This window comes from Nocardia sp. NPDC046763 (assembly GCF_040645495.1).
Lineage (GTDB): Bacteria > Actinomycetota > Actinomycetes > Mycobacteriales > Mycobacteriaceae > Nocardia.
In genome coordinates this window covers 38,806-63,517 of sequence record NZ_JBEYYI010000019.1, presented here as the reverse complement: position 1 = coordinate 63,517, position 24,712 = coordinate 38,806, and the positions used below count along the sequence as shown (strand labels likewise).

The 24,712-nt window shown below is 68.3% G+C and carries 21 protein-coding genes and 1 riboswitch; of the genes, 14 read left to right on the top strand and 7 right to left on the bottom strand.

Annotated features, from left to right (window positions below; translation table 11 throughout):
• The first annotated feature begins 27 nt into the window (after nucleotides 1–27).
• The 6 genes from ABZ909_RS27720 to ABZ909_RS27695 all read left to right on the top strand — a co-directional run bounded on the left by ABZ909_RS27720 (nucleotide 28) and on the right by ABZ909_RS27695 (nucleotide 7,500).
• Nucleotides 28–1,191: an acyl-CoA dehydrogenase family protein gene (locus ABZ909_RS27720; protein ID WP_357004902.1), complete on the top strand. Its 1,164-nt coding sequence runs from the start codon at nucleotides 28–30 to the stop codon at nucleotides 1,189–1,191.
• Nucleotides 1,188–2,792, top strand: a complete 1,605-nt coding sequence (locus ABZ909_RS27715) for a carboxyl transferase domain-containing protein (protein WP_357004899.1) — start codon at nucleotides 1,188–1,190, stop codon at nucleotides 2,790–2,792. The genes ABZ909_RS27720 and ABZ909_RS27715 overlap by 4 nt, the downstream gene beginning before the upstream one ends.
• Before the next feature lie 35 nt (nucleotides 2,793–2,827).
• Nucleotides 2,828–4,831, top strand: coding sequence for a biotin carboxylase N-terminal domain-containing protein (locus ABZ909_RS27710; RefSeq protein WP_357004896.1), 2,004 nt, complete (start codon nucleotides 2,828–2,830; stop codon nucleotides 4,829–4,831).
• Between the two features lie 3 nt (nucleotides 4,832–4,834).
• Complete coding sequence (locus ABZ909_RS27705; RefSeq protein WP_354843494.1) at nucleotides 4,835–5,998, top strand: acyl-CoA dehydrogenase family protein; 1,164 nt, start codon at nucleotides 4,835–4,837, stop codon at nucleotides 5,996–5,998.
• A gap of 86 nt (nucleotides 5,999–6,084) precedes the next feature.
• On the top strand, nucleotides 6,085–6,879 hold the full coding sequence (locus ABZ909_RS27700; RefSeq protein ID WP_357004893.1) for an enoyl-CoA hydratase family protein: 795 nt from the start codon (nucleotides 6,085–6,087) through the stop codon (nucleotides 6,877–6,879).
• 6 nt (nucleotides 6,880–6,885) lie between these two features.
• Nucleotides 6,886–7,500, top strand: a complete 615-nt coding sequence (locus ABZ909_RS27695; RefSeq protein ID WP_357004891.1) for a TetR/AcrR family transcriptional regulator — start codon at nucleotides 6,886–6,888, stop codon at nucleotides 7,498–7,500.
• Nucleotides 7,501–7,575: 75 nt separating this feature from the next.
• Here ABZ909_RS27695 and ABZ909_RS27690 read toward each other — a convergent pair whose 3' ends face one another.
• On the bottom strand, nucleotides 7,576–8,142 hold the full coding sequence (locus tag ABZ909_RS27690; protein ID WP_357004890.1) for a TetR/AcrR family transcriptional regulator: 567 nt from the start codon (nucleotides 8,140–8,142) through the stop codon (nucleotides 7,576–7,578).
• Nucleotides 8,143–8,236: 94 nt separating this feature from the next.
• Between ABZ909_RS27690 and ABZ909_RS27685 the strand changes: the two genes are divergently transcribed.
• Nucleotides 8,237–8,689: a DUF6463 family protein gene (locus ABZ909_RS27685; RefSeq protein WP_357004889.1), complete on the top strand. Its 453-nt coding sequence runs from the start codon at nucleotides 8,237–8,239 to the stop codon at nucleotides 8,687–8,689.
• 214 nt (nucleotides 8,690–8,903) lie between these two features.
• Here the strand turns inward: ABZ909_RS27685 and ABZ909_RS27680 are convergent, their stop codons facing one another.
• A complete protein-coding gene (locus tag ABZ909_RS27680; RefSeq protein ID WP_357004888.1) occupies nucleotides 8,904–9,281 on the bottom strand; it encodes a DoxX family protein in 378 nt (125 codons plus the stop codon).
• Between the two features lie 124 nt (nucleotides 9,282–9,405).
• Nucleotides 9,406–10,542, bottom strand: a complete 1,137-nt coding sequence (locus ABZ909_RS27675) for a GTP-binding protein (protein ID WP_357004886.1) — start codon at nucleotides 10,540–10,542, stop codon at nucleotides 9,406–9,408.
• A 217-nt stretch (nucleotides 10,543–10,759) separates the two neighbouring features.
• Between ABZ909_RS27675 and thiD the strand changes: the two genes are divergently transcribed.
• The 4 genes from thiD (at nucleotide 10,760) to ABZ909_RS27655 (ending at nucleotide 15,504) form a co-directional block, all read left to right on the top strand.
• Complete coding sequence (gene thiD / locus ABZ909_RS27670; RefSeq protein WP_357004885.1) at nucleotides 10,760–11,611, top strand: bifunctional hydroxymethylpyrimidine kinase/phosphomethylpyrimidine kinase; 852 nt, start codon at nucleotides 10,760–10,762, stop codon at nucleotides 11,609–11,611.
• Nucleotides 11,612–11,748: 137 nt separating this feature from the next.
• Entirely contained in the window at nucleotides 11,749–12,993 is a 1,245-nt protein-coding gene (locus ABZ909_RS27665) for a glycosyltransferase (protein ID WP_357004883.1), read from the top strand.
• Nucleotides 12,994–13,150: 157 nt separating this feature from the next.
• Complete coding sequence (locus ABZ909_RS27660) at nucleotides 13,151–15,187, top strand: glycosyltransferase family 39 protein (RefSeq protein WP_357004882.1); 2,037 nt, start codon at nucleotides 13,151–13,153, stop codon at nucleotides 15,185–15,187.
• Between the two features lie 164 nt (nucleotides 15,188–15,351).
• Nucleotides 15,352–15,504 (top strand): hypothetical protein, encoded by a 153-nt coding sequence (locus ABZ909_RS27655; RefSeq protein WP_357004881.1) that lies wholly within the window; start codon nucleotides 15,352–15,354, stop codon nucleotides 15,502–15,504.
• 200 nt (nucleotides 15,505–15,704) lie between these two features.
• Here ABZ909_RS27655 and ABZ909_RS27650 read toward each other — a convergent pair whose 3' ends face one another.
• Entirely contained in the window at nucleotides 15,705–16,844 is a 1,140-nt protein-coding gene (locus tag ABZ909_RS27650; RefSeq protein WP_357004880.1) for an epoxide hydrolase family protein, read from the bottom strand.
• A gap of 87 nt (nucleotides 16,845–16,931) precedes the next feature.
• On the opposite strand from ABZ909_RS27650, the gene ABZ909_RS27645 reads away from it, so the two are divergent.
• On the top strand, nucleotides 16,932–17,582 hold the full coding sequence (locus ABZ909_RS27645; RefSeq protein ID WP_357004879.1) for a TetR/AcrR family transcriptional regulator: 651 nt from the start codon (nucleotides 16,932–16,934) through the stop codon (nucleotides 17,580–17,582).
• A gap of 101 nt (nucleotides 17,583–17,683) precedes the next feature.
• A complete protein-coding gene (locus ABZ909_RS27640) occupies nucleotides 17,684–18,088 on the top strand; it encodes a VOC family protein (protein WP_357004877.1) in 405 nt (134 codons plus the stop codon).
• Between the two features lie 112 nt (nucleotides 18,089–18,200).
• Here the strand turns inward: ABZ909_RS27640 and thiC are convergent, their stop codons facing one another.
• Nucleotides 18,201–19,862, bottom strand: coding sequence for a phosphomethylpyrimidine synthase ThiC (gene thiC / locus ABZ909_RS27635; RefSeq protein ID WP_357004875.1), 1,662 nt, complete (start codon nucleotides 19,860–19,862; stop codon nucleotides 18,201–18,203).
• A riboswitch (TPP riboswitch) is annotated at nucleotides 19,856–19,966 on the bottom strand. Its footprint overlaps the gene before it by 7 nt.
• Nucleotides 19,967–20,068: 102 nt before the next feature.
• Entirely contained in the window at nucleotides 20,069–21,460 is a 1,392-nt protein-coding gene (locus ABZ909_RS27630) for a lipase family protein (RefSeq protein ID WP_357004872.1), read from the bottom strand.
• A gap of 98 nt (nucleotides 21,461–21,558) precedes the next feature.
• Between ABZ909_RS27630 and ABZ909_RS27625 the strand changes: the two genes are divergently transcribed.
• Complete coding sequence (locus tag ABZ909_RS27625; RefSeq protein WP_357004870.1) at nucleotides 21,559–22,233, top strand: TetR/AcrR family transcriptional regulator; 675 nt, start codon at nucleotides 21,559–21,561, stop codon at nucleotides 22,231–22,233.
• A 124-nt stretch (nucleotides 22,234–22,357) separates the two neighbouring features.
• Here the strand turns inward: ABZ909_RS27625 and ABZ909_RS27620 are convergent, their stop codons facing one another.
• Nucleotides 22,358–24,706, bottom strand: coding sequence for an MMPL family transporter (locus tag ABZ909_RS27620; protein WP_357004867.1), 2,349 nt, complete (start codon nucleotides 24,704–24,706; stop codon nucleotides 22,358–22,360).
• Nucleotides 24,707–24,712 lie beyond the last annotated feature (6 nt).

Below are 24,712 nucleotides of genomic sequence, written 5' to 3'. Positions count from 1 at the left end.
CGGCCTCGCGGAAGGGAACGAGGCGGTATGAGCGCCGGATATGCAGATCCGTGGCAGACGCCCGAACGTCGCGAATTGCGCGCCACCGTGCGCGGTTTCGCGGAGCGGGAGGTGCTGCCGTATCTGGACGAGTGGGAGCGCAATGGCGAGATCCCGCGTGAGCTGCACAAGAAGGCGGGTGCGCTGGGGCTGCTGGGCGTCCAGTTCCCGGAGTCCGCCGGCGGTTCCGGAGGTGACGGCATCGACGCCGCCATCGTGGCCGAGGAGCTGCACTACGCGGGCTGCTCGGGCGGCCTGTTCGCCTCCCTGTTCACCTGCGGTATCGCGGTGCCGCACCTGATCGCCTCGGGCAACGCCGAGCACATCGAGCGCTGGGTGCGGCCGACGCTGGCGGGCGAGAAGATCGGGTCGCTGGCCATCACCGAGCCGGGCGGCGGTTCGGATGTCGGGCATCTGCGGACCACGGCGGTCCGTGACGGCGACGACTTCATCGTGAACGGGTCCAAGACCTTCATCACCTCCGGTGTGCGCGCCGATTTCGTGGTGACCGCGGTACGTACGGGCGGTCCGGGCGCGGCGGGTGTGTCGCTGCTGGTGGTGGAGAAGGGCACGCCCGGGTTCACCGTCAGCCGCAAGCTGGAGAAGATGGGCTGGCTGTGCTCGGACACCGCCGAACTGTCGTATGTCGATGTGCGAGTGCCGGTCTCGAACCTGGTGGGCCCGGAAAACAGCGGATTCGCCCAGATCGCACAGGCTTTCGTGAGCGAGCGGATGGGGCTGGCCGTGCAGGGGTACGGGCACGCCCAGCGCTGCCTGGATCTGACCCTGCGGTGGTGCCGGGACCGGGAGACCTTCGGCCGCCCGCTGATCAGCCGCCAGGCCGTGCAGAACACGCTGTCGGAGATGGCGCGCCGCATCGACGTCGCACGCGTGTACACCCACGCGCTGGCCGAGCGTGCCGCCCGCGGCGAGACCGATCTGATCGCCGAGGTGTGCTTCGCCAAGAACACCGCCGTGGAGACCGCGGAATGGGTTGCCCACCAGGCGGTGCAGCTCTTCGGTGGCCTCGGCTACATGCGTGAGTCCGAAGTCGAGCGCCACTACCGCGATGTCCGCATCCTCGGCATCGGCGGCGGCACCAACGAGATTCTGACCAGCCTCGCGGCCAAGCGATTGGGGTTCCAGTCTTGAGTATTCTGCGCACGTCCGTAGACCCGAATTCGGCGGACTATCAGGCCGCCGCCGAAGCCATGACGGCCAAGCTGGCCGAGGTGGAGGCCGAGTACGCCAAGAACATCGCGGGCGGTGGCCCGGACAAGATGGCCCGGCACCGCAAGCGCGGCAAGCTGACCGCGCGTGAGCGCATCGAACTGCTCATCGACGAGGATTCGCCGTTCCTGGAGCTGGCCCCGCTCGCGGCCTGGGGCAGCGACTTCCATGTGGGCGCCAGCGTGATCGCGGGCATCGGCATTGTCGAGGGCGTCGAGTGCATGATCGTCGCGCCGGATCCGACCGTGCGCGGCGGTACGTCGAATCCGTGGACGCTGCGCAAGAACCTGCGCATGAACGACATCGCGCTGGAGAACCGGCTGCCGGTGATCGGCCTGGTCGAGTCCGGCGGCGCGGATCTGCCGACACAGAAAGAGGTCTTCGTTCCCGGCGGGCGCATGTTCCGGGACCTCACCCGGCTGTCGGCGGCCGGAATACCCACCATCGCACTGGTTTTCGGCAATTCCACCGCCGGTGGCGCGTACGTCCCGGGCATGTCGGACTACACGGTCATGATCAAGGAGCGCTCCAAGGTGTTCCTGGGCGGTCCGCCGCTGGTGAAGATGGCCACCGGTGAGGAGTCCGACGACGAATCCCTCGGCGGCGCCGAAATGCACGCCCGCATTTCGGGTCTGGCCGACTACCTGGCCGTGGACGAGCAGGACGCGATCCGGCTGGGCCGGTCCATCGTCAAGCGACTGAACTGGCAGAAGCAAGGTCCGGCCGCGCGCCCGCTCACCGAGGTGATCGAGCCGCTGTACGACTCCGAGGAACTGATCGGCATCGTGCCGACCGACCTCAAGATCCCCTTCGATCCGCGCGAGGTCATCGCCCGCATGGTCGACGGCTCCGACTTCGACGAGTTCAAGCCTCTCTACGGGTCCAGCCTGGTGACCGGTTGGGCGGAACTGCACGGCTACCCGGTCGGCATTCTCGCCAATGCCCGCGGCGTGCTGTTCTCCGAGGAAGCGCAGAAGGCGACCCAGTTCATCCAGCTGGCCAACCAGTCGAACACGCCACTGCTGTTCCTGCACAACACCACCGGCTACATGGTCGGCAAGGAGTACGAGCAGAAGGGCATCATCAAGCACGGCGCGATGATGATCAACGCGGTGTCGAATTCGAAGGTGCCGCACATCTCGCTGCTCATGGGCGCGTCCTACGGCGCGGGCCACTACGGCATGTGCGGCCGCGCCTACGATCCGCGCTTCGTATTCGCCTGGCCCAGTGCCAAATCCGCCGTCATGGGCGGCGCGCAGTTGGCGGGCGTCATCTCCATCGTGGGCCGGGCCGCGGCCGAGGCCAAGGGCATGCCCTTCAACGAGGAGGCCGACGCCGGGATGCGGGCCATGATCGAGGCGCAGATCGAGGCCGAATCGCTGCCCATGTTCATGTCGGGCCGCCTCTACGACGACGGCGTCATCGACCCGCGTGACACCCGCACGGTCTTGGGAATGGCGTTGTCCGCCATCCACAATTCCCCGATCAAGGGCGCCGAGGGCTTCGGCGTCTTCCGGATGTGAGGCCAGAGATGAGCATTGCGACCCCAATGGGCACAGTGATTACCAACGTTCTGGTCGCCAACCGTGGCGAGATCGCACGACGGGTGTTCGCCACCTGCCGTCGCATGGGTATCGCTACCACGGCGGTCTATTCCGACGCCGATGCGAACGCTCCCCATGTGGCCGAGGCCGATGCGGCAATCCGCCTGCCGGGCAACACCCCTGGCGAGACCTACCTGCGTGCCGAGCTGATCATCGAGGCCGCCCTGGCCGCCGGTGCCGACGCCATCCACCCCGGCTACGGATTCCTCTCCGAGAACGCCGAATTCGCCAAGGCTGTGCAGGCCGCCGGCCTCACCTGGATCGGCCCGCCGGTCGCGGCCATCGAGCAGATGGGCTCCAAGGTCGAGTCCAAGAAGATGATGGACGCCGCCGGTGTCCCGGTACTGAAGCAGCTGGATGCGGCCGAGGTCACCGCCGACATGCTGCCGGTGCTGATCAAGGCGTCCGCCGGCGGCGGCGGTCGCGGCATGCGCGTGGTGCGCGAACTGTCCGAGCTGACCGGTCAGATCGAGGCGGCGCAGCGGGAAGCCCAGTCCGCCTTCGGCGATCCGACCGTCTTCTGTGAGCGCTACCTGGAGACCGGGCGCCACATCGAGGTGCAGGTCATGGCCGACACCCACGGCACCGTGTGGGCGGTCGGCGAGCGCGAGTGCTCGATCCAGCGCCGCCATCAGAAGGTCGTCGAGGAGGCTCCCTCCCCGCTGGTCGAGAAGATCGACGCCATGGGCGAGGGACAGGGCATGCGGGCGCGGTTGTTCGAAGCGGCGCGGCTGGCGTCGCAGGCCATCGGCTACGAGGGTGCGGGCACCGTCGAATTCCTGGCCGACGAGAAGGGCGACTTCTTCTTCCTGGAGATGAATACCCGTCTGCAAGTGGAACATCCGGTCACCGAGCAGGTCACCGGCCTCGACCTGGTGCGCCTGCAGCTGCAGGTGGCCGCCGGTCGCCCGCTGCCCGCGCGGCAGCCGGAGATGCGCGGCCACTCCATCGAGGTGCGCCTCTACGCCGAGGATCCGGCCCACGACTGGCAGCCGCAGTCCGGCCCCGTCCACAAGCTCGACATCCCCGGCGCCCTGGGCGAATTCACCGTGCTGACCGAGCCGGGTGTGCGCCTGGACACCGGCGTGGTGGACGGTTCCGTGGTGGGCGTGCACTACGACCCCATGCTGGCGAAAGTCATCTCCTTCGCCGAGACCCGTGACGAGGCGGCGCATCTGCTGGCGAGCGCGTTGCAGCGGGCCAAGATTCACGGCCTGGTCACCAACCGTGACCTGCTGGTGCGGGTGCTGCGGCATCCGGCGTTCCTGGCGGGCGACACCGATACGGCGTTCTTCGCGACCCACGATCTCCAAAAGCTATCGGCGCCACTGGTTTCCGAGGCCGACGAGCAGCTGTCCATCGTGGCCGCCGCGCTCGCCGACGCCGCCGCCAACCGGCGCGCGGCCCGGGTCGGCGGCGGCCTGCCCAGCGGCTGGCGCAATCTGCCGTCGCAGCCGCAGTCCAAGTCCTACGAGTCGCGCCTGACCGGCAAGCACGAGGTGCGCTACCGCCTGACCCGCGCGGGTGTCGAGGTCGAGGGCCATGACGGGCTCGAATTGCTGGAGGCCACACCGGATCTCGTGGTGCTCCAGGTTCCGGGGGAGCGCGGCCCGGTGCGCCGCCGCTTCGAGATCGCCCGCTACGGCGACCTGGTCGCGGTGGATTCCCCGCTCGGCCCGGTGGCCGTGCGCCGCCTGCCGCGCTTCGACGACCCGGCCGACCACGTGGCCGAGGGCTCGTTGCTGGCTCCGATGCCGGGCGCGGTCATTCGCCTGGGCGCGGCCGTCGGCGACCGGCTCGAGAAGGGCCAGCCCATCCTGTGGCTGGAGGCGATGAAGATGGAGCACACCATTGCCGCACCCACCGCCGGCGTGCTCACCGAATTGAACGTTTCCGCCGGCCAGCAGGTCGAGGTCGGCGCGGTTCTCGCCGTGGTCCACAGCGAAGATCAGGAGTAGGCAATGAGTTTCATCGAGACAGACGAGCAGAAGGCGCTGCGGGCCGCGGTGGCCAAGCTGGCCGCCAAGTACAACTTCCGCGACTACGCCGGACCCAAGGCCCGGCGCAACGAGCCCTTCGACGAGCTGTGGGACGAGGCCGGCAAGCTCGGCTTCCTGGGCGTGAACCTGCCCGAGGAGTACGGCGGTGGTGGCGCGGGCATCTACGAACTCGCGCTCGTGCAAGAGGAATTGGCGGCGCAGGGCTGTGGCCTGCTGCTCATGGTTGTCTCGCCCGCCATCTGCGGCACCATCATCACCAAGTACGGCACCGAGGCGCAGAAGCAGCACTGGCTGACCAAGCTGGCCGACGGCTCGTCCAAGATGGTCTTCGGTATCACCGAGCCGGACGCGGGCTCCAACTCGCACAAGATCACCACGACCGCCCGCCGCGACGGCGAGGACTGGATCCTCAACGGCCGCAAGATCTTCATCTCCGGCGTGGACCAGGCCGAGGCGGTACTCATCGTGGCCCGTTCCGAGAACGCCAAGACCGGCAACCTGCAGCCCGCCCTGTTCATCGTTCCCACCGATGCCCCCGGCTTCGTGAAGACGAAGCAGGAGATGGACATCCTCGAGCCGGACAACCAGTTCACGCTGTTCCTCGACGATGTGCGGCTGCCCGCCACCGCCCTGGTCGGCCAGGAGGACGCCGCTATCGCGCAGCTGTTCGCGGGCCTGAACCCGGAGCGCATCATGGGCGCGGCCATGGCGGTCGGCATGGGCCGCTACGCCATCGACCGGGCCGTGGCCTACGCCAAGGAGCGCGCGGTGTGGAAGGGTGCGCCGATCGGCGCGCACCAGGGCATCTCGCATCCGCTGGCGCAGGTGAAGATCGAGCTGGAGCTGGCCAAGGTCATGATGCAGAAGGCCGCGTTCCTCTACGACTCCGGGGACGACTTCGGCGCGGCCGAGGCCGCCAATATGGCGAAATACGCTGCGGCCGAGGCCAGTATCAAGGCTCTCGACCAGGCCATCCAGACCCACGGCGGTTCCGGCCTGACCTCGGATGTGGGCCTGGCGGGCATGCTGGCCGCTGCGCGCATCGCCCGGGTGGCCCCGGTCAGCCGCGAGATGATCCTCAACTTCGTGGCCCAGCACTCGCTCGGCCTGCCCCGGTCCTACTGACCGGGGCGACGAGTGGCGGCGGTGTGCGCGGCCACCGTCACTCGTCCCTCCCGCACCCGAAAGCCACACAGCAGCAGGAGTATTCGATGACCGACACAGCCGGTGCCGCCGCGGACGCGCCGTTCGTGCGCTACGAGGTGCGCGACGGATTCGCGGTACTGACCCTGGACTCCCCGCACAATCGCAACGCCCTGTCCTCCCGGCTGGTCACCGAATTACTGGCGGGCCTGGAGCGGGCGGCCGGGGACGATGCGGTGCGTGGGGTGATGCTCACCCACACCGGCAACACCTTCTGCGCGGGCGCGGATCTCAAGGAGGCGGTGGACGCCGACCCGGCCGCCGCCGCCGATATCCGCACCCGCTGGATGATCTCGGTGCTGCGCGACATCCTCGCCATGCCCAAGCCCGTGGTGGCACGGGTGGACGGCAATGTGCGGGCGGGCGGCATGGGCATCATCGCCGCCTGCGACCTCGTGGTCGCCGGGCGGAGCAGCAGCTTCGCGCTGACCGAGGTGCGGATCGGGCTGGCCCCGTTCATGATCTCGCTGACCCTGCTGCCGCGCATGACCGGCCGGTCGGCGGCCCGCTACTTCCAGACCGGCGAGACCTTCGACGCGGCCGAGGCCGAACGCATCGGCCTCATCACCGTCGCCGCCGACGACCCCGCGACCGAGACCGCGCGCCTGCTCGGTGAGCTCCGCAAGGGCTCACCGCAGGGCCTGGCCGAAGCCAAGCAGCTCGTCAACGCGGACCTGCTCACGGCCTTCGATCGCGGGGCCGAGGACCTGGCCAAACGCTCCGCGAGCTGCTTCGGCACCCCCGAGGTGATCGAGGGCATCACAGCCTTCATGCAGCGCCGCCCGCCCAGCTGGGCAGAATAGGCAACCATGGCGACACCCCACGAACCCAAGCAGGACCGCAGCCGGGCCACCCGGCAGCGGCTGCTGGAGGCGACCATCGACTGCCTGGCCCAGACGGGCTGGGCGGCCGCCACGGTCGCCGTGGTGGCCGAACGGGCCGGGGTGTCGCGTGGTGCGGCCCAGCATCACTTCCCCACCCGTGAGGACCTGATCACCGCCGCACTGGAGTACATGTTCGACACCCGGATGGACCAGGCCAAGGCCGACGCCCTCGCGGTCGCCGACGTTGCCGAGGGCGTCGCCCGCACCGAGGCGGTGGTGGCCGGCCTGGTCGAGTCCTACACCAGCCCACTGTTCAAGGCGGCGCTGCAGGTGTGGACCCACGCGGCCGCCGACCCGGCCCTGCGTGAACGAATCGTCCCGATGGAAGCCCGTTTCGGCCGCATCTCGCATCGGATGGCGGTCGAGGCACTGGGCGTGGACGACTCGGATCCGGTCGCGCACCACCTGGTGCAGGCCACCCTCGACCTGGCCCGCGGCCTGGGGCTCGCCGATGTCCTCACCGACGACTCCTTGCGCCGCAAGGAAATCGTGCAGCAGTGGGCGGCCACCCTCCACACCGCCTTGGCCGCCCGGCACTGACCATCCGGCGACCGGCGCCACTCACTACCGACCGCTGAACAGTGGCGATCCGGCTGGTCGGAACAGCGTTGACGGCTATCGGTCCGGCTCTGCTGGGCGGTTGAAAACGATCGCGGAGGCGTGGGCGAGGACCTGGGTGCGGGTGCGGCCGGGATGGTCGGCGGCGAGGAACTGGTTTCCGATGGCCAGGCAGAAGGCGAGCAGGCTGCGGGCCTCGATCTCGTCGGGGTCGGAGCAGAAGGTGCCGATCGTCTCGCGCAGCAGGGCCATTCGGCGGTCGTCGACGCGGCGCAGTCGGGCGGCGACCGATTCGTCGCGGCGGGCCCAGTCCCGGATCGCCAGATCGATCGCAAGCAAACGGTTGGGGGACAAGGTCAACTGGCCTGCGAGCACGATCTTGTCCCGCGGGTCATCCTCGAGTGCAACGGTTTCGAGCACTTCGTCGGTGCTCTCGCGCTCCCAGACGTCCAGCATTGCCTCCAGAAGGGCTGCGCGGTCGGGGAAGTAACCGTAGAACCCGCCCTTGGTCACGCCCAGCTGCTTGGCCAGGACTTCGATGCGGACCGTTTCCACGCCGCTGTCGACGAGCGTCTGCAAGCCCTGCTCGATCCACACCTCGCGAGGGGTGCGGGCCACGCCCATGCGGTGACTCCTCTCACGCTTCGCCTTCTATACGGCACCGTATATCAGGGCTAGCCTCTCTGTTATACGCCACCGTATAACAGGACCCGCGGGGATGAGACACGCATCCCCGCACGGGAGATCGGGAGTTCTGATGATCAAATGGGCTGGTCGGCTCATCGTATTTTTCGGGGCCGCACACACCGTGAGCGCGTTGACGATCGAGCACGCGGCACGCCACGCCGGAGCGTGGTTCAGCGGGGAGCTGTGGGGCGACGACTTCGCCGCGATGAGCCCGGCGGACAGCGCCTACTGGCTCTCCCTGGACAGCTTCGGGATACCGCTGATCGTGGTCGGCTTGATCGTGCTCTGGCTGGACAACCGACGCGTCACGCCCCCGCCCTTCATTGCCTGGATTCTGGGGGTCTGGACCGTGATCGGCGCCATCGTCCTCATGCCCACACCCTGGCCGATCATGGCGGTCGCGACAATCCTCCTGTTCATCGGAACCCGCCGCGCCGCACACCACGACAGCCCTGCCCTGCGCACCCAAGGCGCCGAGAGATGACGAACGAAACGCTCACTCAGCGCGAAAGCCCCGACGTACACGCAATTTTCGCGAAGACTACTACGACTGGATGAACATCGTTCTGACACGCGGTGGAAACCTTCCCCCGAGTGGCCCTGCAAGACCGGCCGTGCAACGGGGAGTGCGAACCATCGTCCGAACGGGCCGCGAGCTTCTCAGCTCTCGGTTTGGGCACTCGGCAGTTGGGTGCTGGTCAGAACGGGTGGAGCCAGAAGCGGCCCACCGCGATGAAGAGGGCCAGGGCCAGGTAGAGCACGTTTGCGATCAAGGCCGCTCGGTCGCCGTGGCGGAGGTGGGTGATCATGGCGCCGATCATCAGGAGGATCCAGCAGACGGCGGTTACCGGGACCATGAACGGGGCTATGTCCAGGACTGCGGGGAGGGTGAGGCCGAGGGCGGCCAGGACTTCCAGGGCGCCGAGGGTTTTGACGAATGTGGCGGTGGCGTCGCCGGTCCAGCCGCCGCCGGGGGCGGCGGCCAGCTTCTCCTTGGGGACGACGATTTTCGTGAGGCCGCCGAAGAGGGCTACGGCTGCGAGCAGTCCGGCGCAGATCCACAGGGCGATATTCATAGTGGCGACTCCTTTTCAGCGATTCGCACACAAGAGTCGAAATCCTCCGGTCTTGTGACATCACCTTCGAATGACCTGCGTCACGGGCGGTGGGTTCGAGTGCGGTCGTAGCCGGATCGGCTGGTCAGGCGTGGTGGTGGGATGGTCCCCACGACGGGAAGGGGTCGGCGTAAGTGAGCCATTCCTGTTGGCCCGCAGCCAGTTCGGCGTCGGTGAGGAGGGCTGAGGTCAGGAGGTCGTGGACGTGGGGCCGGTCGAGTTCGATGCCGATGAAGACGATCTCCTGGCCGGGCCGCATGTCGAGGACGTCCCAGTAGGCGCCGGCTTCGAAGGTCAGGTTCGGGCCGGCTTGAGACCAGATGGCGGCCAGGTCGGGGCGGCTTGCCAGCCAGAAGAAGCCTTTGCTGCGGAGCAGTCTCTGTAGTCGGGCGAGGGCGGCGTCCAGGCGTTCGGGGTGGAAGGGGCGGTCGGCGGTGAAGGTGAGGCTGCTGATGCCGTATTCCTCGGTTTCGGGGGTGTGGCCGCCGGCCAATTCCTCGTCCCAGCCGTCGAATTGGGCCGCGAGATCGGGGTTGTAGCGCCCGGTGTCGAGGACCTCGGCGAGGTCGACGACGCCGTGTGCGGCCCGCAGGATTCGCGCGCCCGGGTTCAACCGCCGGATCGTGGCCTCCACGGTCCCGAGCGCATTCGCGCTCACCAGGTCGGTCTTGTTGAGTACCAGCACGTTCGCGAACTCGACCTGATCGACGAGCAGGTCGGCGATGGTGCGCGCATCCCCGGCTCCCGCTTGCAGATTCCGCTCGGCCAGGGCCTGCCCCCGCACCACGTCGGCGAGGAAGGTGGAGCAGTCCACGACCGTCACCATGGTGTCCAGGCGCGCGAGTTCACCGAGCTGAAAGCCGTCCTCGAACTCCCACTCGAAGGTGGCCGCCACCGGCATCGGCTCGGAGATCCCGGTGGATTCGATGACCAGCTGGTCGAAGCGCCCCTCCCGGGCCAGTTTTCCCACCGATTCGATGAGGTCCTCGCGCAGCGTGCAGCAGATGCAGCCGTTGGTGAGCTCGACCAGTTTCTCCTCGGTGCGGTCCAGGTGCCCCTGTCCCGCGACCAGTGCCGCGTCGATGTTCACCTCGCTCATGTCATTGACGATGACCGCCACCCGGCGGCCCTCCCGGTTGGCCAGGATGTGGTTGAGCAGGGTCGTCTTGCCCGCGCCGAGAAACCCGGACAGCACAGTCACAGGCAGCTGAGTTGAAGTCACGACTTAATGATAATGATTTTCAACAATGGGATCTGATCGCCCCCTGGTTCGCGGCGCGTCTCGTTCTGGACTGAGCGGAGCGGGGGAGCGAAGCGGAGGAGCGGAGGGAGGGAAGAACGAGACTCAAGCGCCGCGAACCCGCCCGGAGCGAAGCGGAGGGCAAATCGAACACGACCGCGAACCCGCCCGGAGCGAAGCGAAGGGCAAGATAGGCACAGTGCAACTCCTACCGCTTGCCCCGAACGGCACCACCCCGGTCCGCGCCCTCACCATCGCGGGCACCGACTCCGGCGGCGGCGCGGGCATCCAGGCCGACTCCCGCACCATGGCCCTGTGCGGTGTGCACGCGTGCGTGGCGGTCGCCGCGGTGACCGTGCAGAACACCCTCGGCGTCAGCGGTTTCCACGAGATCCCGCCGCAGGTCGTGGCCGACCAGGTGCGAATCGTGGTGGGCGACATCGGAATCGGCGCGGCCAAGACCGGCATGCTGGCCTCCACCGCCATCATCGAGGCGGTGGCGGGGGTCTGCCGCGAGGTCGGCATCGGACGCCAGGGCAGCATCCCGCTGGTGGTCGATCCGGTCGCCGCCTCCATGCACGGCGACGCGCTGTTGCACGCCGAGGCCCTGGATGCGGTGCGCAACACCCTGATTCCGCTGGCCACCGTGGTCACCCCGAACCTCGACGAGGTCCGCTTGATCACCGGCATCGACGTGGTCGACGACGCTTCCGCCCGCAAGGCCGCCGAGGCGCTCATCGCGCTCGGCCCGCAGTGGGCCATCGTCAAGGGCGGCCACCTGCGCACCTCCGAGCAGTCCACCGACCTGCTCTTCGACGGCGACACCTTCCACGAGCTCCCCGCCCGGCGCCTGGCGACCGGCAACGACCACGGCGGCGGCGACACCCTGGCCGCGTCCATCTGCAGCGCGCTTGCCCACGGCTACTCGGTCCCCGACGCCGTCGCCTTCGCCAAGGAATGGACCTTCCGCTGTCTGGAAGCGTCGTACGACCTGGGCAAAGGACACGGACCGGTCTCCCCGTTGTGGCGGCTGCATCTCGGACCGAGCTAGCGCGATCACGGCGGGGTCCGCGCGATCTCGATCCGGGGTCGCGCATCGCACGAAATCGACGCCGAGGCAAGCGGCTCCCAGGAACCTCCCAGGCAGGCCGCAGACTGATGTGAGTCTGGTGATCGAGATTGGTCTGCATGAGCGACACCGTGACCGCCGTGCGGGCGGCGGAACCCGCAGAAGCAGTGACCGCGCCCGTCGTGGACGTGGTCGTTCCGGTCTACAACGAAGAGGTCGACCTCGGCCCCTGCGTGCGCAGACTGCATGCGTTCCTCACGCTGAACTTCCCCTTCACGGCGCGCATCACCATCGCCGACAATGCCTCCACCGACGGCACCCTCGAGGTGGCCCGGCAGCTGGCCGACCAGATGGACGGCGTGCGGGTGGTGCACCTGGACCGCAAGGGCCGCGGCCGCGCGTTGCGCGAGGTCTGGCAGGCCTCCGACGCCCAGGTCGTCGCCTACATGGACGTGGACCTGTCCACCGACCTCAACGCGCTGCTACCGCTGGTCGCGCCGCTGGTGTCCGGGCACTCCGACGTCGCCATCGGCACCCGGCTGGCCTCCTCCTCGCGGGTGGTGCGCGGGCCCAAGCGCGAGATCATCTCCCGCTGCTACAACCTGATCCTGCGGGCCTCGCTGCAGGCCAGGTTCTCCGACGCGCAGTGTGGCTTCAAGGCCATGCGCGGCGACGTGGCCAAGCTGGTGCTGCCGCTGGTCGAGGACGGCGAGTGGTTCTTCGACACCGAACTGCTGGTGCTGGCCGAGCGCATCGGGTTGCGCATCCACGAGGTGCCGGTGGACTGGATCGACGACCCGGACTCCCGGGTGGACATCGTCGACACCGCCCGCAAGGACCTGCTCGGCGTCTGGCGGGTCGGCCGCGCGCTGACCACCGGCCGACTGCCCATCAACGAGCTGCGCGCCGCCATCGGCCGCGAGCCGCTGGTCGAGGGCGTGCCGCTGGGGATGGTCGGGCAGCTGGTGCGCTTCGGCATCGTCGGCGTCACCTCGACCCTGGCCTACCTGCTGCTCTACGTCCTGCTGCAGGGCATCACGGGTGCGCAGGCCGCCAACTTCCTGGCCCTGCTGGTCACCGCGATCGGCAATACCGCCGCCAACCGCGCCTTCACCTTCGGGGTGCGCGGGTCCAGTCAGGCGGTGTCGCACCACTTCCAGGGGCTGATCATCTTCGGCGTCGGCCTGGCGCTGACCAGTGGCTCGCTCTACACCCTGCACCACTGGGCCCCGAATGCGGCGGTGCATCTGGAACTGCTGGTGTTGGTGGTCGCCAACCTGGTCGCCACCCTGCTGCGGTTCGTCGGTCTGCGCTGGGTCTTCCGTAATGCCGGACGGCATCCCGTGCCCGAGGCAGTTCGGTGACCACGATCTTCCCTGCGCCACAGGCGCTTCCGAACGACGGCTTCCGGCTGGTGCGAGTGGACTTCCCCGGCCGATGCCACCCCGAACACGGCGACTTGCCGTACTGGGCCACCCCCTCCGACACCCCCACCGATCGAGCTGACCGAGGAGGCGACCGATGACCGCGACACTGACCGAGCCCCGGCTCGCCCCGCCCCCGGCCGAGCCGGCCGCGGCCCGCACCGACCGCCGGGAGTACCTGGCGCTGACGGCCCTGCTGATCGGCACCGCCATCGCCTACATCTGGAACCTGTCCGCCAACGGCTGGGCCAACTCCTTCTACGCGGCCGCCGTGCAGGCGGGTTCGGTGTCGTGGAAGGCCATGTTCTTCGGCTCGTCCGACGCGGCCAACTCCATCACCGTGGACAAGACGCCGCTGTCGTTGTGGCCCATGGAGATCTCGGTGCGGATCTTCGGCCTGCACAGCTGGAGCATGCTGCTGCCGCAGGCCCTGCTCGGCGTGGCCTCGGTGGCGCTGCTGTGGGCCATCGTGCGCCGCACCTTCGGCGCGAGCGCCGGACTGCTGGCCGGCCTGGTGCTGGCGGCGACTCCCATTGCCGCCGTGATGTTCCGGTTCAACAACCCGGACGCCATGCTGGTTTTCCTCATGCTGGCCGCGGCCTGGGCCATGACCCGCGCGGTGGCCGACGGCCGCTGGCGCTGGGTGCTGCTCACCGGCGCGTTCGTCGGACTCGGCTTCCTGGCCAAGCAGTTGCAGGTGCTGCTGGTGGTGCCCGCGCTGGCGCTGACCTACCTGATCGCGGGCCCGCCCAAGCTGGGCAAGCGCATCGCGCAGCTGTTCGGTGCGGCCGCGGCCATGGTGGCGGGCGCGGGCTGGTGGGTGCTGCTGGCCGAGCTGTGGCCGGCCTCCGATCGCCCGTACTTCGGTGGCTCACAGCACAATTCGATCATCGAACTCACCCTCGGCTACAACGGTCTGGGCCGCCTCGACGGCAATGAGCGTGGCAGCGTCGGCGGTTTCGGCGGCGGCGACCAGCTGCCGACCGGCGGTGGCGGCATGTGGGGCACGCCCGGCATCGGGCGGCTGTTCGAACCGGCGCAGGCCGGTCAGATCGCCTGGCTCATCCCGGCCGCCCTGGTGCTGCTGGTGGCCGGAATCGCCCTGCGCGGCAAGCTGACCCGCACCGATCCCCAGCGCGCCACGCTCATCCTGTTCGGCGGCTGGCTGGTGGGCACCGGGCTGGTGTTCAGCCTCATGAAGGGCATCTTCCACCCGTACTACACGGTGGCGCTGGCTCCGGCCGTGGCCGCGCTGATCGGTGCGGGCTCGGTGCTCGCCTGGCGGCACCGTGATCGGCTGTGGGTGCGCCTGGCCGCCGTCCTCGCCATGGGCCTGACCACGGCCACGGCGTGGATCATCCTGTCCCGCAGCACGTCCTTCGTGCCGTGGCTGCGCTGGGTGATCCTGGTGGGCGGCATTGTCGCCACCGTGCTCCTGCTGATTCGCCTGCCCCGCAAGGCCGGTCTGGCCGGCGCGGCGGCCGCGTTACTGGTCGGTCTGGCGGGTCCCGTCGCCTACGCCGTGGACGGCATCGCCACCGCGCACCAGGGGCCGATGCCTTCGGCCGGACCCGCGGTGCGCGGCGCCTGGGGTCCGGGCGGGCCGCGCGGCGGCAACCATGGCATGCCCGGCGGGCAGCCGGGTGGCGGTCAGCACGGCATGGGCATGAATCACGGTGACACCGCGGCCGGCGGCCCCGGCGGCAATGCCGGAAACGACGGCGGCCCGGGCGGATTCGGCGGCCCGGCGGGCAACATGATGAGCGCGAGCAAACCGAGCGACAAGGTCACCGCGCTGCTGAAGACCGACGGCTTCGAGTACACCTGGGTGGCGGCGACGGTCAGCTCGAATTCGGCTGCCGGATTCCAGCTGGCGACCCAGCTGCCGGTGATGCCGATCGGTGGCTTCAACGGCAGCGATCCCTCGCCGACACTGTCCCAGTTCGAGGAGTACGTGCAGGTCGGCCGGATCCATTACTTCATCAGCGGCAACCAGATGGGCGGCGACCGCGGAGGCAACGGCAACAACCAGAGCCAGAGCTCGCAGATCACGGCGTGGGTGAAGGAGCACTTCAACTCGCGGGAGGCGGACGGCATCACCCTCTACGACCTGACCTCGCCGAAGACCACATAACCGGCGGGCTTGCCACCGCCACAACAGAACTGAGCGCTCGTACCCGATGTGGGACGAGCGCTCGGTTCTGTTGTGGCGCACAAGTGGCGCTGCGACTCGGCCGCAAGTGATCTACCCGGTCGCTAGAATCGATGTGACGGTCGTCACGATCCAGGGAATCCGCCATGAGCACGCCGCATCCTCTCAGCGATGAGTATCGAGAAGCCTTCTGGCGCAGGGCCGGATGGGATCCGTACCTGCCGGATGCCGAGCGCGCGGCCATAGAACGGCGCTGGGACGACGAATCCATCTCTATGGCAGAGGTTTTCGGTTTCTGATCGGCGGCCCACCGGGTCCGGCCGCTCCGGAAACGACGACCTTCATGGTTCTAACGTCGTGTAATTCGTTGTTGCGACAATGAATTCAGTACATCAACGGGAGCGGGCCGGGATCATCGCCGCGCGTCTCGCGGACACGGGAAAGGATCCGGGCCGGCCCGGGGATGAACCAGGCCGGCCTTCGAGGGGAACCGGGCGAATCAGCGCAGCCCGGCAAAGAATTCGCGAATATCCGCGACCAGCACGTCGGTCGCCTCGTGCGCGGCGTAGTGTCCCGCCGCATCATTGGCGCTGGTCGAGCCCATCGAGTTCACGTCGTAGGCGTGCCAGCTCACGATGTTCGCGTGATCCCGCTCGGCGAAACGGCGGATGGACTGGAAGTCGCCCTTGAACATGGCCAGTCCCGTCGGGGTGGTGGTGGGCCCCTGCGGCACCTCGGTGGCGTGGGCGTCCTCGTAGTAGAAGCGGATCGACGAGGCGGCGGTGCCGGTCAGCCAGTAGAGGGCCACATTGCCGATCACGAAGTCCATGTCGGCGCTCTCGGGGAACAGCTGGGAATTCCAGCCCAGCAGGCCCACCGGCGAATCCGCGAGCGCGAAGGCCAGGGTCTGTGGCTGCTGGCTCTGCAGGGTGTTGAAAGCCATCTTGTTGTCGTAGAACCACTTCAGGTGGGCCAGCCCCGCCTGATCCTCGGCGGACAGGTCCGCCATTTCCGCCGGATCGCCGGAGGGGAACGAGAACAGTTGCGTCACATGGACTCCCACCACCCGATCGGGGGCGATGCGGCCGATTTCGGGGGAGATCATGGAACCCGCGTCATTGCCGATGGCGCCGTAGCGGGCGTAGCCCAGCCGCTCCATCAGCTCGGCCCAGGCCCGGGCGGTGCGCCACCGGTTCCAGCCGGTGGACCGGGTCGGGCCGGACCAGCCGTAGCCCGGCAGGGACGGGATGACCAGGTGGAAGGCGGGATCGTCTGCGGACTCGGGCTCGGTGAGCGGCTTGATGACGTCGAGGTACTCCAGGACGGAACCGGGCCAGCCGTGGGTCAGGATGACCGGGGTGGCATCCGCCCTGGAGGACCGGATGTGCAGGAAGTGGATGTCCTCGCCGTCGATCTCGGTGGTGAACTGCGGGTAGGCGTTGAGCTCGGCTTCCAGTGCCCGCCAATCGAATTCCTCGAGCCAGTACTCGGCGAGCGTGCGGACGCGGTCGCCGGTGACGCCGTACGCGTCGCCCACGCCCGGAAGCTCGTCCGGCCACAGCGCCTTACGCAGCCGGTCGGCCAGATCGTCGAGCCGGGCCTGCGGGACATCGATGCGGAAGGGGCGGATGGCGTTCATCATTCTCTCCTTGGTGGAACGGAATGCTTCGTTCTGTTCAAACCATAACGGAACGGATCATTCCGTTCAAGTGGTAAGCTCGGATTCATGCCGAACACAGCCGAACCCGCAGCTCAGCGCGCCCTGCCCGGTCGCAAGGCGCAGGCTGCGCGCAATGACGAGCTCATCCTGGCCGCCGCCCGGGACGTGTTCCTGGCCGAACCCAAGGCGCCGATCTCGGCCGTCGCCGAGCGCGCGGGGGTGGGGATCAGCGCGCTGTACCGCCGCTATCCGAGCAAGGAGGAGCTGCTGCGCACCCTCTGCTACGACGGACTGCGCCGCTACAACGCGGAAGCCGAAGCGGCCCTGGGGAATTCCGGCGGCTGGGCGGCACTGGTCGACTTCCTGCACCGCGTGGTCGACGCCGATGTGCACTCGCTGACCGTGCATCTGGCCGGCACCTTCACCCCGGACGAGTCGATCGTCCCGGACGTCCAGCGCGCGGCCGAACTCAATGACCAACTCCTGCACGGGGCCCGGGAATCGGGGCGGCTGCGGCCCGGGGTCACCGTCGCCGACTTCGGTCTGATCCTCGAAGCCTGCGCGACGATTTCACTGCCCGATCCCGAGCGCACCGCCCAGCTGCGCCGCCGGGTCCTGGCCCTGCTGATCGACGGCCTCACCGCCACCGGCGACCTGCCCGGCCCGCCACCGGTTCCCGGCGAATTCGCCCAACGCTGGCAGCGTCGTGACCAGTGAACGGTAGCGTTCGCCGTGTGCCGGCATTCGTTTCCGAACCATGATGAATTCCGCGGCTCGGCTCCGACTTCGGCAAGAGCACTCGAATCGGAAGGGCTGTCATGAACTGGACACTCGAAGTGGTCATCGTCCCCGTGTCGGACGTGGACCGCGCCAAGGATTTCTACAGCAACAAGCTCGGGTTTCATGTGGACCACGATGTCCGGCCCGTGGAGGGGACGCGGATCTGTCAGCTCACGCCGCCGGGATCGGGCTGTTCGATCGTCATCGGCGAGGGCGTGGTGCCGAAGATGGAGCCGGGATATCTCAAGGGGCTGCAGCTCGTAGTGCCGGATCTGAAGCGCGCCCACGCTGAACTGGTCGAGCGTGGAGTCGAGGTCAGCGACATCCAGGTGCTGCCGGGGCCGCCGTCCGCGGGCGACCCGCTGGACAACAGCGGGTTCATCTTCTTCGACGACCCGGACGGCAACAGCTGGGCCGTCCAGCAGATCTCGAACCGAGGCTGACGCGACTACGGGCCGGGGCCGAGGCGACCGGACCGGGCCGGAACGCGATTCGGGGCGGACAGCTCGAAAGCCGCTCGCCCCGAATCGGATTGGCTGACTACCGGGTGCGGTCCTAGGACACGACCGGCAGGTACACCTGGTTGCCGGTGGCGGCGAACTCGGCGGACTTCTCCGCCATGCCCGCTTCGATGGCGGCGATATCGGTGAGGCCCTGCTTCTCGGCGTAGTCGCGCACGTCCTGTGAGATGCGCATCGAGCAGAACTTCGGGCCGCACATGGAGCAGAAGTGCGCGGTCTTGGCGGGCTCGGCCGGGAGGGTCTCGTCGTGGTACTCGCGGGCGGTGTCGGGGTCCAGCGAGAGGTTGAACTGGTCGGTCCAGCGGAACTCGAAGCGCGCCTTGGACAGTGCGTTGTCGCGGTCCTGGGCGCGCGGGTGCTGCTTGGCCAGGTCGGCGGAGTGGGCGGCGATCTTGTAGGTGATCACGCCGACCTTCACGTCGTCCCGGTTGGGCAGGCCCAGGTGCTCCTTGGGCGTCACGTAACAGAGCATGGCGGTGCCCGCCTGCGCGATGATGGCCGCGCCGATGGCCGAGGTGATGTGGTCGTAGGCCGGTGCGATATCGGTGGCCAGCGGGCCGAGCGTGTAGAAGGGAGCCTCCTCGCAGAGCTCCTCCTCCAGCTTCACGTTCTCGACGATCTTGTGCATCGGCACGTGGCCCGGGCCCTCGATCATCACCTGCACGCCATAGGATTTCGCGATCTTGGTGAGCTCGCCCAGGGTGCGCAGCTCGGCGAACTGGGCCTCGTCATTGGCGTCCGCGATGGAACCCGGGCGCAGACCGTCACCCAGCGAGAAGGTGATGTCGTACTTGGCCAGGATCTCGCACAGCTCGGCGAAGTTGGTGTACAGGAACGATTCCTGGTGATGCGCCAGGCACCACGCCGCCATGATGGAACCGCCGCGCGACACGATGCCGGTGACCCGCTTGGCGGTCAGCGGCACGTAGCGCAGCAGCACGCCGGCGTGCACCGTCATGTAGTCGACGCCCTGCTCGGCCTGCTCGATCACGGTGTCGCGGTAAATCTCCCAGGTGAGCCTGGTGGGATCGCCATTCACCTTCTCCAGCGCCTGGTAGATCGGCACGGTGCCGACCGGCACGGGGGAGTTGCGCAGGATCCACTCACGGGTCTCGTGAATGTTCTTGCCGGTGGACAGATCCATGATGGTGTCGGCGCCCCAGCGGGTAGCCCACACCATCTTCTCCACCTCCTCGGCAATGGAGGAGCTCACGGCCGAATTGCCGATGTTCGCGTTGATCTTGACCGCGAACTTCTTGCCGATGATCATCGGCTCGGACTCGGGGTGGCGGTGGTTGGCCGGGATCACCGCGCGACCGGCGGCCACCTCGTCGCGCACCAGCTCGGGCGCGACGCCCTCGCGCGCCGCGATGTAGCGCATCTCGTTGGTGATGAGGCCCTGGCGGGCCCAGGCCAGCTGGGTCGGCGGGCCGTCGACCTGCGGCTTGTCCCAGGTGTCGCGGAGCTTGGGCAGCCCCGCCTCGAGATCGATGGTGGCGGTGTCGTCGGTGTACGGACCGGAGGTGTCGTACACGTCGAAGTGCTCGCCATTGGTGAGATTGATGCGCCGCACCGGAACCCGCAGTGTCGTGCCGTCGGCCTCGACCTGCTCGTAGTGCTTTACGCTGCCCGCGATGGGACCGGTCGTCACGGTGTCGACGGGCGCAGAGTTGCTCGGGACGTGACTCGATGACATGGGTGAATCCTCCCTACGCCGGCATTACCCGGTCAGGTTCATACGGTCGACGGCCCACTAGCCGTCCTCTCAGCCCGCTGGTGCGAGCCCCCGTTGGCATACGTGCTTTTCCGCAGCGACCATACCGCGCTCCACGGCGCGCACGCTCCGAGACCGCGGAATATACGATTCGGTCTGCTCAGGGGATGGATTCGGCCGGGTGAGGTTCAGCGCTCCTGCGGGCCGATCGGCCGGCCCAGTGCGCCGAACGCGGCGTTCAACTCGATCTCGGTCTGGGTGGCGAGGGCGTCGAGGCTGCCGAGCATGGTGATCACATCCTCGGTGCGGCAGCCGGACGGGTCGGCCGCGCCGGGGGCGAGGCGGGACTTGATCCAGTTGAAGGCATCGGCCATACCGAGGGTGGTCAGGGTCAGGTGCTCGCTGAGGTGATCGCGCTTGTAGTAGACCGACGCGCCCCCGTCGCACCACCGCTGAACCATGCGGTCGTTGGTGTACCACGGCACCGCCTCGTCGTAGACGCCCTGGTAGACCATGGTGGGCGCGGTCGGCGGACTACCGCCCAGCACAGTCGAATCGAAGACCTCCTTGATCTCCGGCAGCGCCAGGTAGTCGGCGATCGGGATGGTCAGCATGCGCTGGTAGTCGGTGAACATCAGGTTCAGCACATTGCGCGCCAGGCACTGGTTCGCGGTGCGATCCATGACCGCGCGGCCCTCCGGTGTCAGGTACTCCTCGGTGGTCTCGGCGAACTTCGGGTACGCGTTGCGCAGCGAGGCGATACCCACGCCGATCAGGCCGGCGAACATCGAACCATTGACGTGCAACAGGGATTCGACATCCGAAACCGGCGCGCCCAGGGCGATGCCCTTGATGTTCAGCTCCGGCGCGTAGCCCGGCTGCATCTCCGCCGCCCAGCCGCTGCCCATGCCGCCACCGGAGTAACCCCACAGGGCCACCGGCGTATTCGCCCCGTCCAGGCCGAGCGGCTGGAAGCTCTCGGCGGCGCGCACGCTGTCGAGAACCAGGTATCCGGGTTCTCCGGCGACCGCGAGATGCCCGTTCAGGCCCTCGTAGTCGGGCACATTGATGGCGTAGCCCTGGCTGATGGAGGCCGCGAGCTCCAGGTACTCGACCGTGGAGTGCACCCCCTCCAGTGCGGGTAGCCCGCCGCCCTGCTGCAGCACATAGGACGGCGCGCACGCGGGCGAGGCGCTGTCGTAGAAGAACTGGTGCGAGACCAGTGGACGACTGTGAGAAGTGTTGGCCCCCTCCGGAATCGCCACCGTGGTGGCCGCCACCGTCGGCTGCCCGAACAGGTCGGTGGTGCGGTACAGCAGCTGCCACGACCGCACGTGCACCGGCAGCACGGTGAGCACCGCCAGCTGCACCTCGCGGCTGCGCAGGATCGTGCCCGGATCGGTGGATTCGAACCCGTCGGGCGCTTGATAGAACGGGTCCATGTTCGCCGGGAGTGGTTGCGCGGCAACCGTTCCCGTGGTGACTCCCCCCAGTAGCACGGCCGAGGCGGCCGTCAGCGCCGTCGCGAGCGCGGCCGCGAGCAGCCGCCTCCCGCGTCCGCGATCCCCAGTGCTTGCCACGTCACTGTTCCTTCCTCATCGACGTGACAGCGATTACAGCACGGCACCCAGTTACCAACAAGATGTCTTTCTGACATGAGCTTGGCTATCGTTTAGGCATGTCCCGCAGCAAATCTGCCGCGCTGACCGACCGGACCCCCGTGCGGCGTCGCATCCGCGGCCTCGACGCCGACGAGCGCAGCGCCCAGCGCCGCCGTCAGCTGCTCACCGCCGCCACCGAACTCTTTGCCCGGCAAAGCTATTCGAGCACCTCCATCGAACAGATCTGTCAGCACGCCTACGTCGGCACCAAGGGCTTCTACGATCACTTCGACAGCAAGGAAGCCTGCTACACCGCCCTGCTGGAGCAGATCACCACGGGCATCCAGCAACGGGTGGCCGAGGCGGCCGCCGAAACCGCCGACGGGGACTGGCCCACCCGTCGCGCCGCCGTGCTGGCCGCCTTCGTCCACGCCATCACCGACGACCCCCGCCTGGCCAAGGTCACCTTCGGTGAAGCCGGCGGCATCTCACTCACCGTCGAAGCCATGCGCCGCTCCAACCGCCGCTGGTCCGCAGAGTTTCTGAAACACCAATGGCTGCAAGCCGATCCGCGCGAAGACCCGCGCCTGCTGGCCCTGGCCCTCGCCACCATCGGCGGTATGTTCGAACTGGTCGCCGACTGGCTGCACCACCACGACGACGGTGGCGCACCGGATTCCGTGGACACCCTCGTCGCCGATCTGAACCACTTCGTGGCGGTGGTCGACGCGGGCCGGGCCGCCGCCCGCTGAGCGAACCCCCGGCGCGGCGCTCGGTCGCGCGGGCTGGCCGAAATGCGCGTCGGATTGCACTCCGCCGCACGGGAATTCGATACTTCAGTCGGTGGGTGCCGCGGTGATCGGCACCGTCAAGGCCTCAGATGACGGAGACGGCGCCCACCCGGTCGCCTTCGCCGACAGCATGGGTCTCGGTCTCCGCGTGCTCGCCGCCGGTGTGGTCGCCCTCGGCTACCACCTCGGCTGACTGCTCCTCCAGCCCGATCCGCTTGTGCAGTGCCGCAAGCGGTTTCGGAGACCACCAGTTGGCGGTGGACATCAGGCGCATGAGGGCCGGGGCCAGCAGCCCGCGAATGATGGTGGCGTCGGAGACCACCGCGAGCGCCAGGCCGATGCCGAACAACTTCATGGGTGAGACCTCGGAGGTGGCCACGGCCAGCAGCACCACCGCCATCAAACCCGCGGCGGCGGTGAAGATCCGGCCGGTGCGGGCCACCCCGAGGGCCACCGAGCGGGTATTGGCCGTCCGGCCGCGATCGGAGGCCAGCCATTCCTCGCGAATCCGGGACAGCAGGAAGACCTCGTAGTCCATCGACATGCCGAAGGCCAGGCAGAACATGAGGATCGGCATGAACAGATCGATGCTGCCGGTCGAGGTGAACCCCAGCAGTCCGGACAGGTGGCCCTGCGCGAAGACCCAGATCATGGCGCCGAAGGTGGCGGTCAGCGACAGCATGTTCAGCAGCAGCGCCTTCACCGGGAGCACCACGCTGCCGGTGAACAGGAACAGCAGGATCAGGGTGATGACGGCGATGAGCGCGGCCGCCAAGGGGATTCGGCTGATGACCGAGTCCATGGTGTCCTTGTTCAGGGCGGCCGCGCCACCGAACAGCACCTCGCCGGGAGCCGGAACCGCCCGAAGCGCCGCGAGCTGCTGTTTGCCCGCGGCGGAGTAGGGCGCGACCTTGGTGCCGACCGAAAGGTAGGTCCCGTTCGGGCCGACCATCTGCGGGATACCGGCCGCCACCCGCTTGCCGATCGGCGGGACGCCCTCAGCAGGCGGTGGGGCCAGGTAGACGCCCTCGCTGGACAGCACCGCCGCGACTCCCGGCACCTCCGACAGGCTCTTGGCGTAGGCGCCGATTTCCGCTGCGCTGCCGTGGAATCCGGGCAGCACGATCACCGCGCTGGAGGCCATGTCGGCATCGAAGTCCTGCCGCAGCGCGTCACCCACCTGACGGCTGGACGCGAAGGTGCCGATCACCCGATCGTCCGGGGTACCGAAATGCGCCTTCAGGAACGGGGATCCGAGCGCCAGCAACACGGCCGCCGCGATCACGGCGACCGGCAGCGCCCGCCGCATGACCGCGGTCACCAGCCGGTACCAGAAGGTGGTCTCGACCGGCTTGGGCGCGGGCTCGCCGCGACCCAGCAGACGGCGCACCGGTTTCCACAGATCCCAGGCGTTCACCCGATCGCCGAGCAGCACCAGCGCGGCGGGCAGCAGAAGCACCGACGCGCCCACGGCCGCGGCGACAACCGCGACACCGGCATAGGCGAAGGACTTGAAGAACGGCTGCGGGAACACCGCCAGCGCCGCCAGGGCCAGCGCGACGGTCAAGCCGGAGAACACGACGGTGCGGCCCGCGGTCTGCACCGAACGCAGAATCGCCGCCCGGGTATCGCGGCCATTGGCCAGCTCCTCGCGATACCGGCTGACAATGAACAGGCTGTAGTCGATGGCCAGGGCCAGGCCCAGCGCGCTGGTCATGTTCAGCGCGAAGATGGAGACATCCATGACCGTGGTCAGCCCGCGCAGAATGCCCAGCGTCGCGGCGATCGCGAACAGTCCCACGCCGACCGGCAGCAACGCCGCGACCACGCTGCCGAACACCAGCACCAGCAGCAGCGCCGACACCGGCACCGCGATGGCCTCGGCCAGCAGCAGGTCCTTCTCCACCTGGTGATTGATATCGGCGAAGGAGCCCGCCATGCCGCCGACCCGGACCCGCACGCCGTCGTTGTCCCCATTGAGCTGGTTCGACAGCTCGGCGGCCCGGTTCTGCACCTCGGTGTCGGTGCCGGTGACCGTGGCCATGATGAGCCCGCGCTGCCCGTCCTTGCTCTTCAGCGCGGCGGCCAGGTCGGGCCGGGCGGTGAGGCTGGTCCAATACGACTGCACGCCGGTCACGGTCGGGTCCTGGCTCAGCTCGTCGGTGACGCGTTGCGCCTCGCCGCGCACCTGCGGGCTGTTGACGCCCCCGTCACCGCTGACCATGACGATGAGGTTGGGATTGCCGCCGGGGAAGTTCTTCGTGATGAAGTCATTGGCGCGCACCGACTCCAGCGAGTCGGTGAGATAACCACCGCCGACCATGTGGGATTTCACGGTGGCTCCGAAGCCACCGCAAATGAGCATCAAGAGGAGGGCGGCCACCAGGACCGCGCGCGGCCGTGCCATGGCGAACCGGGCAGAACTGGTCAACATGGACGC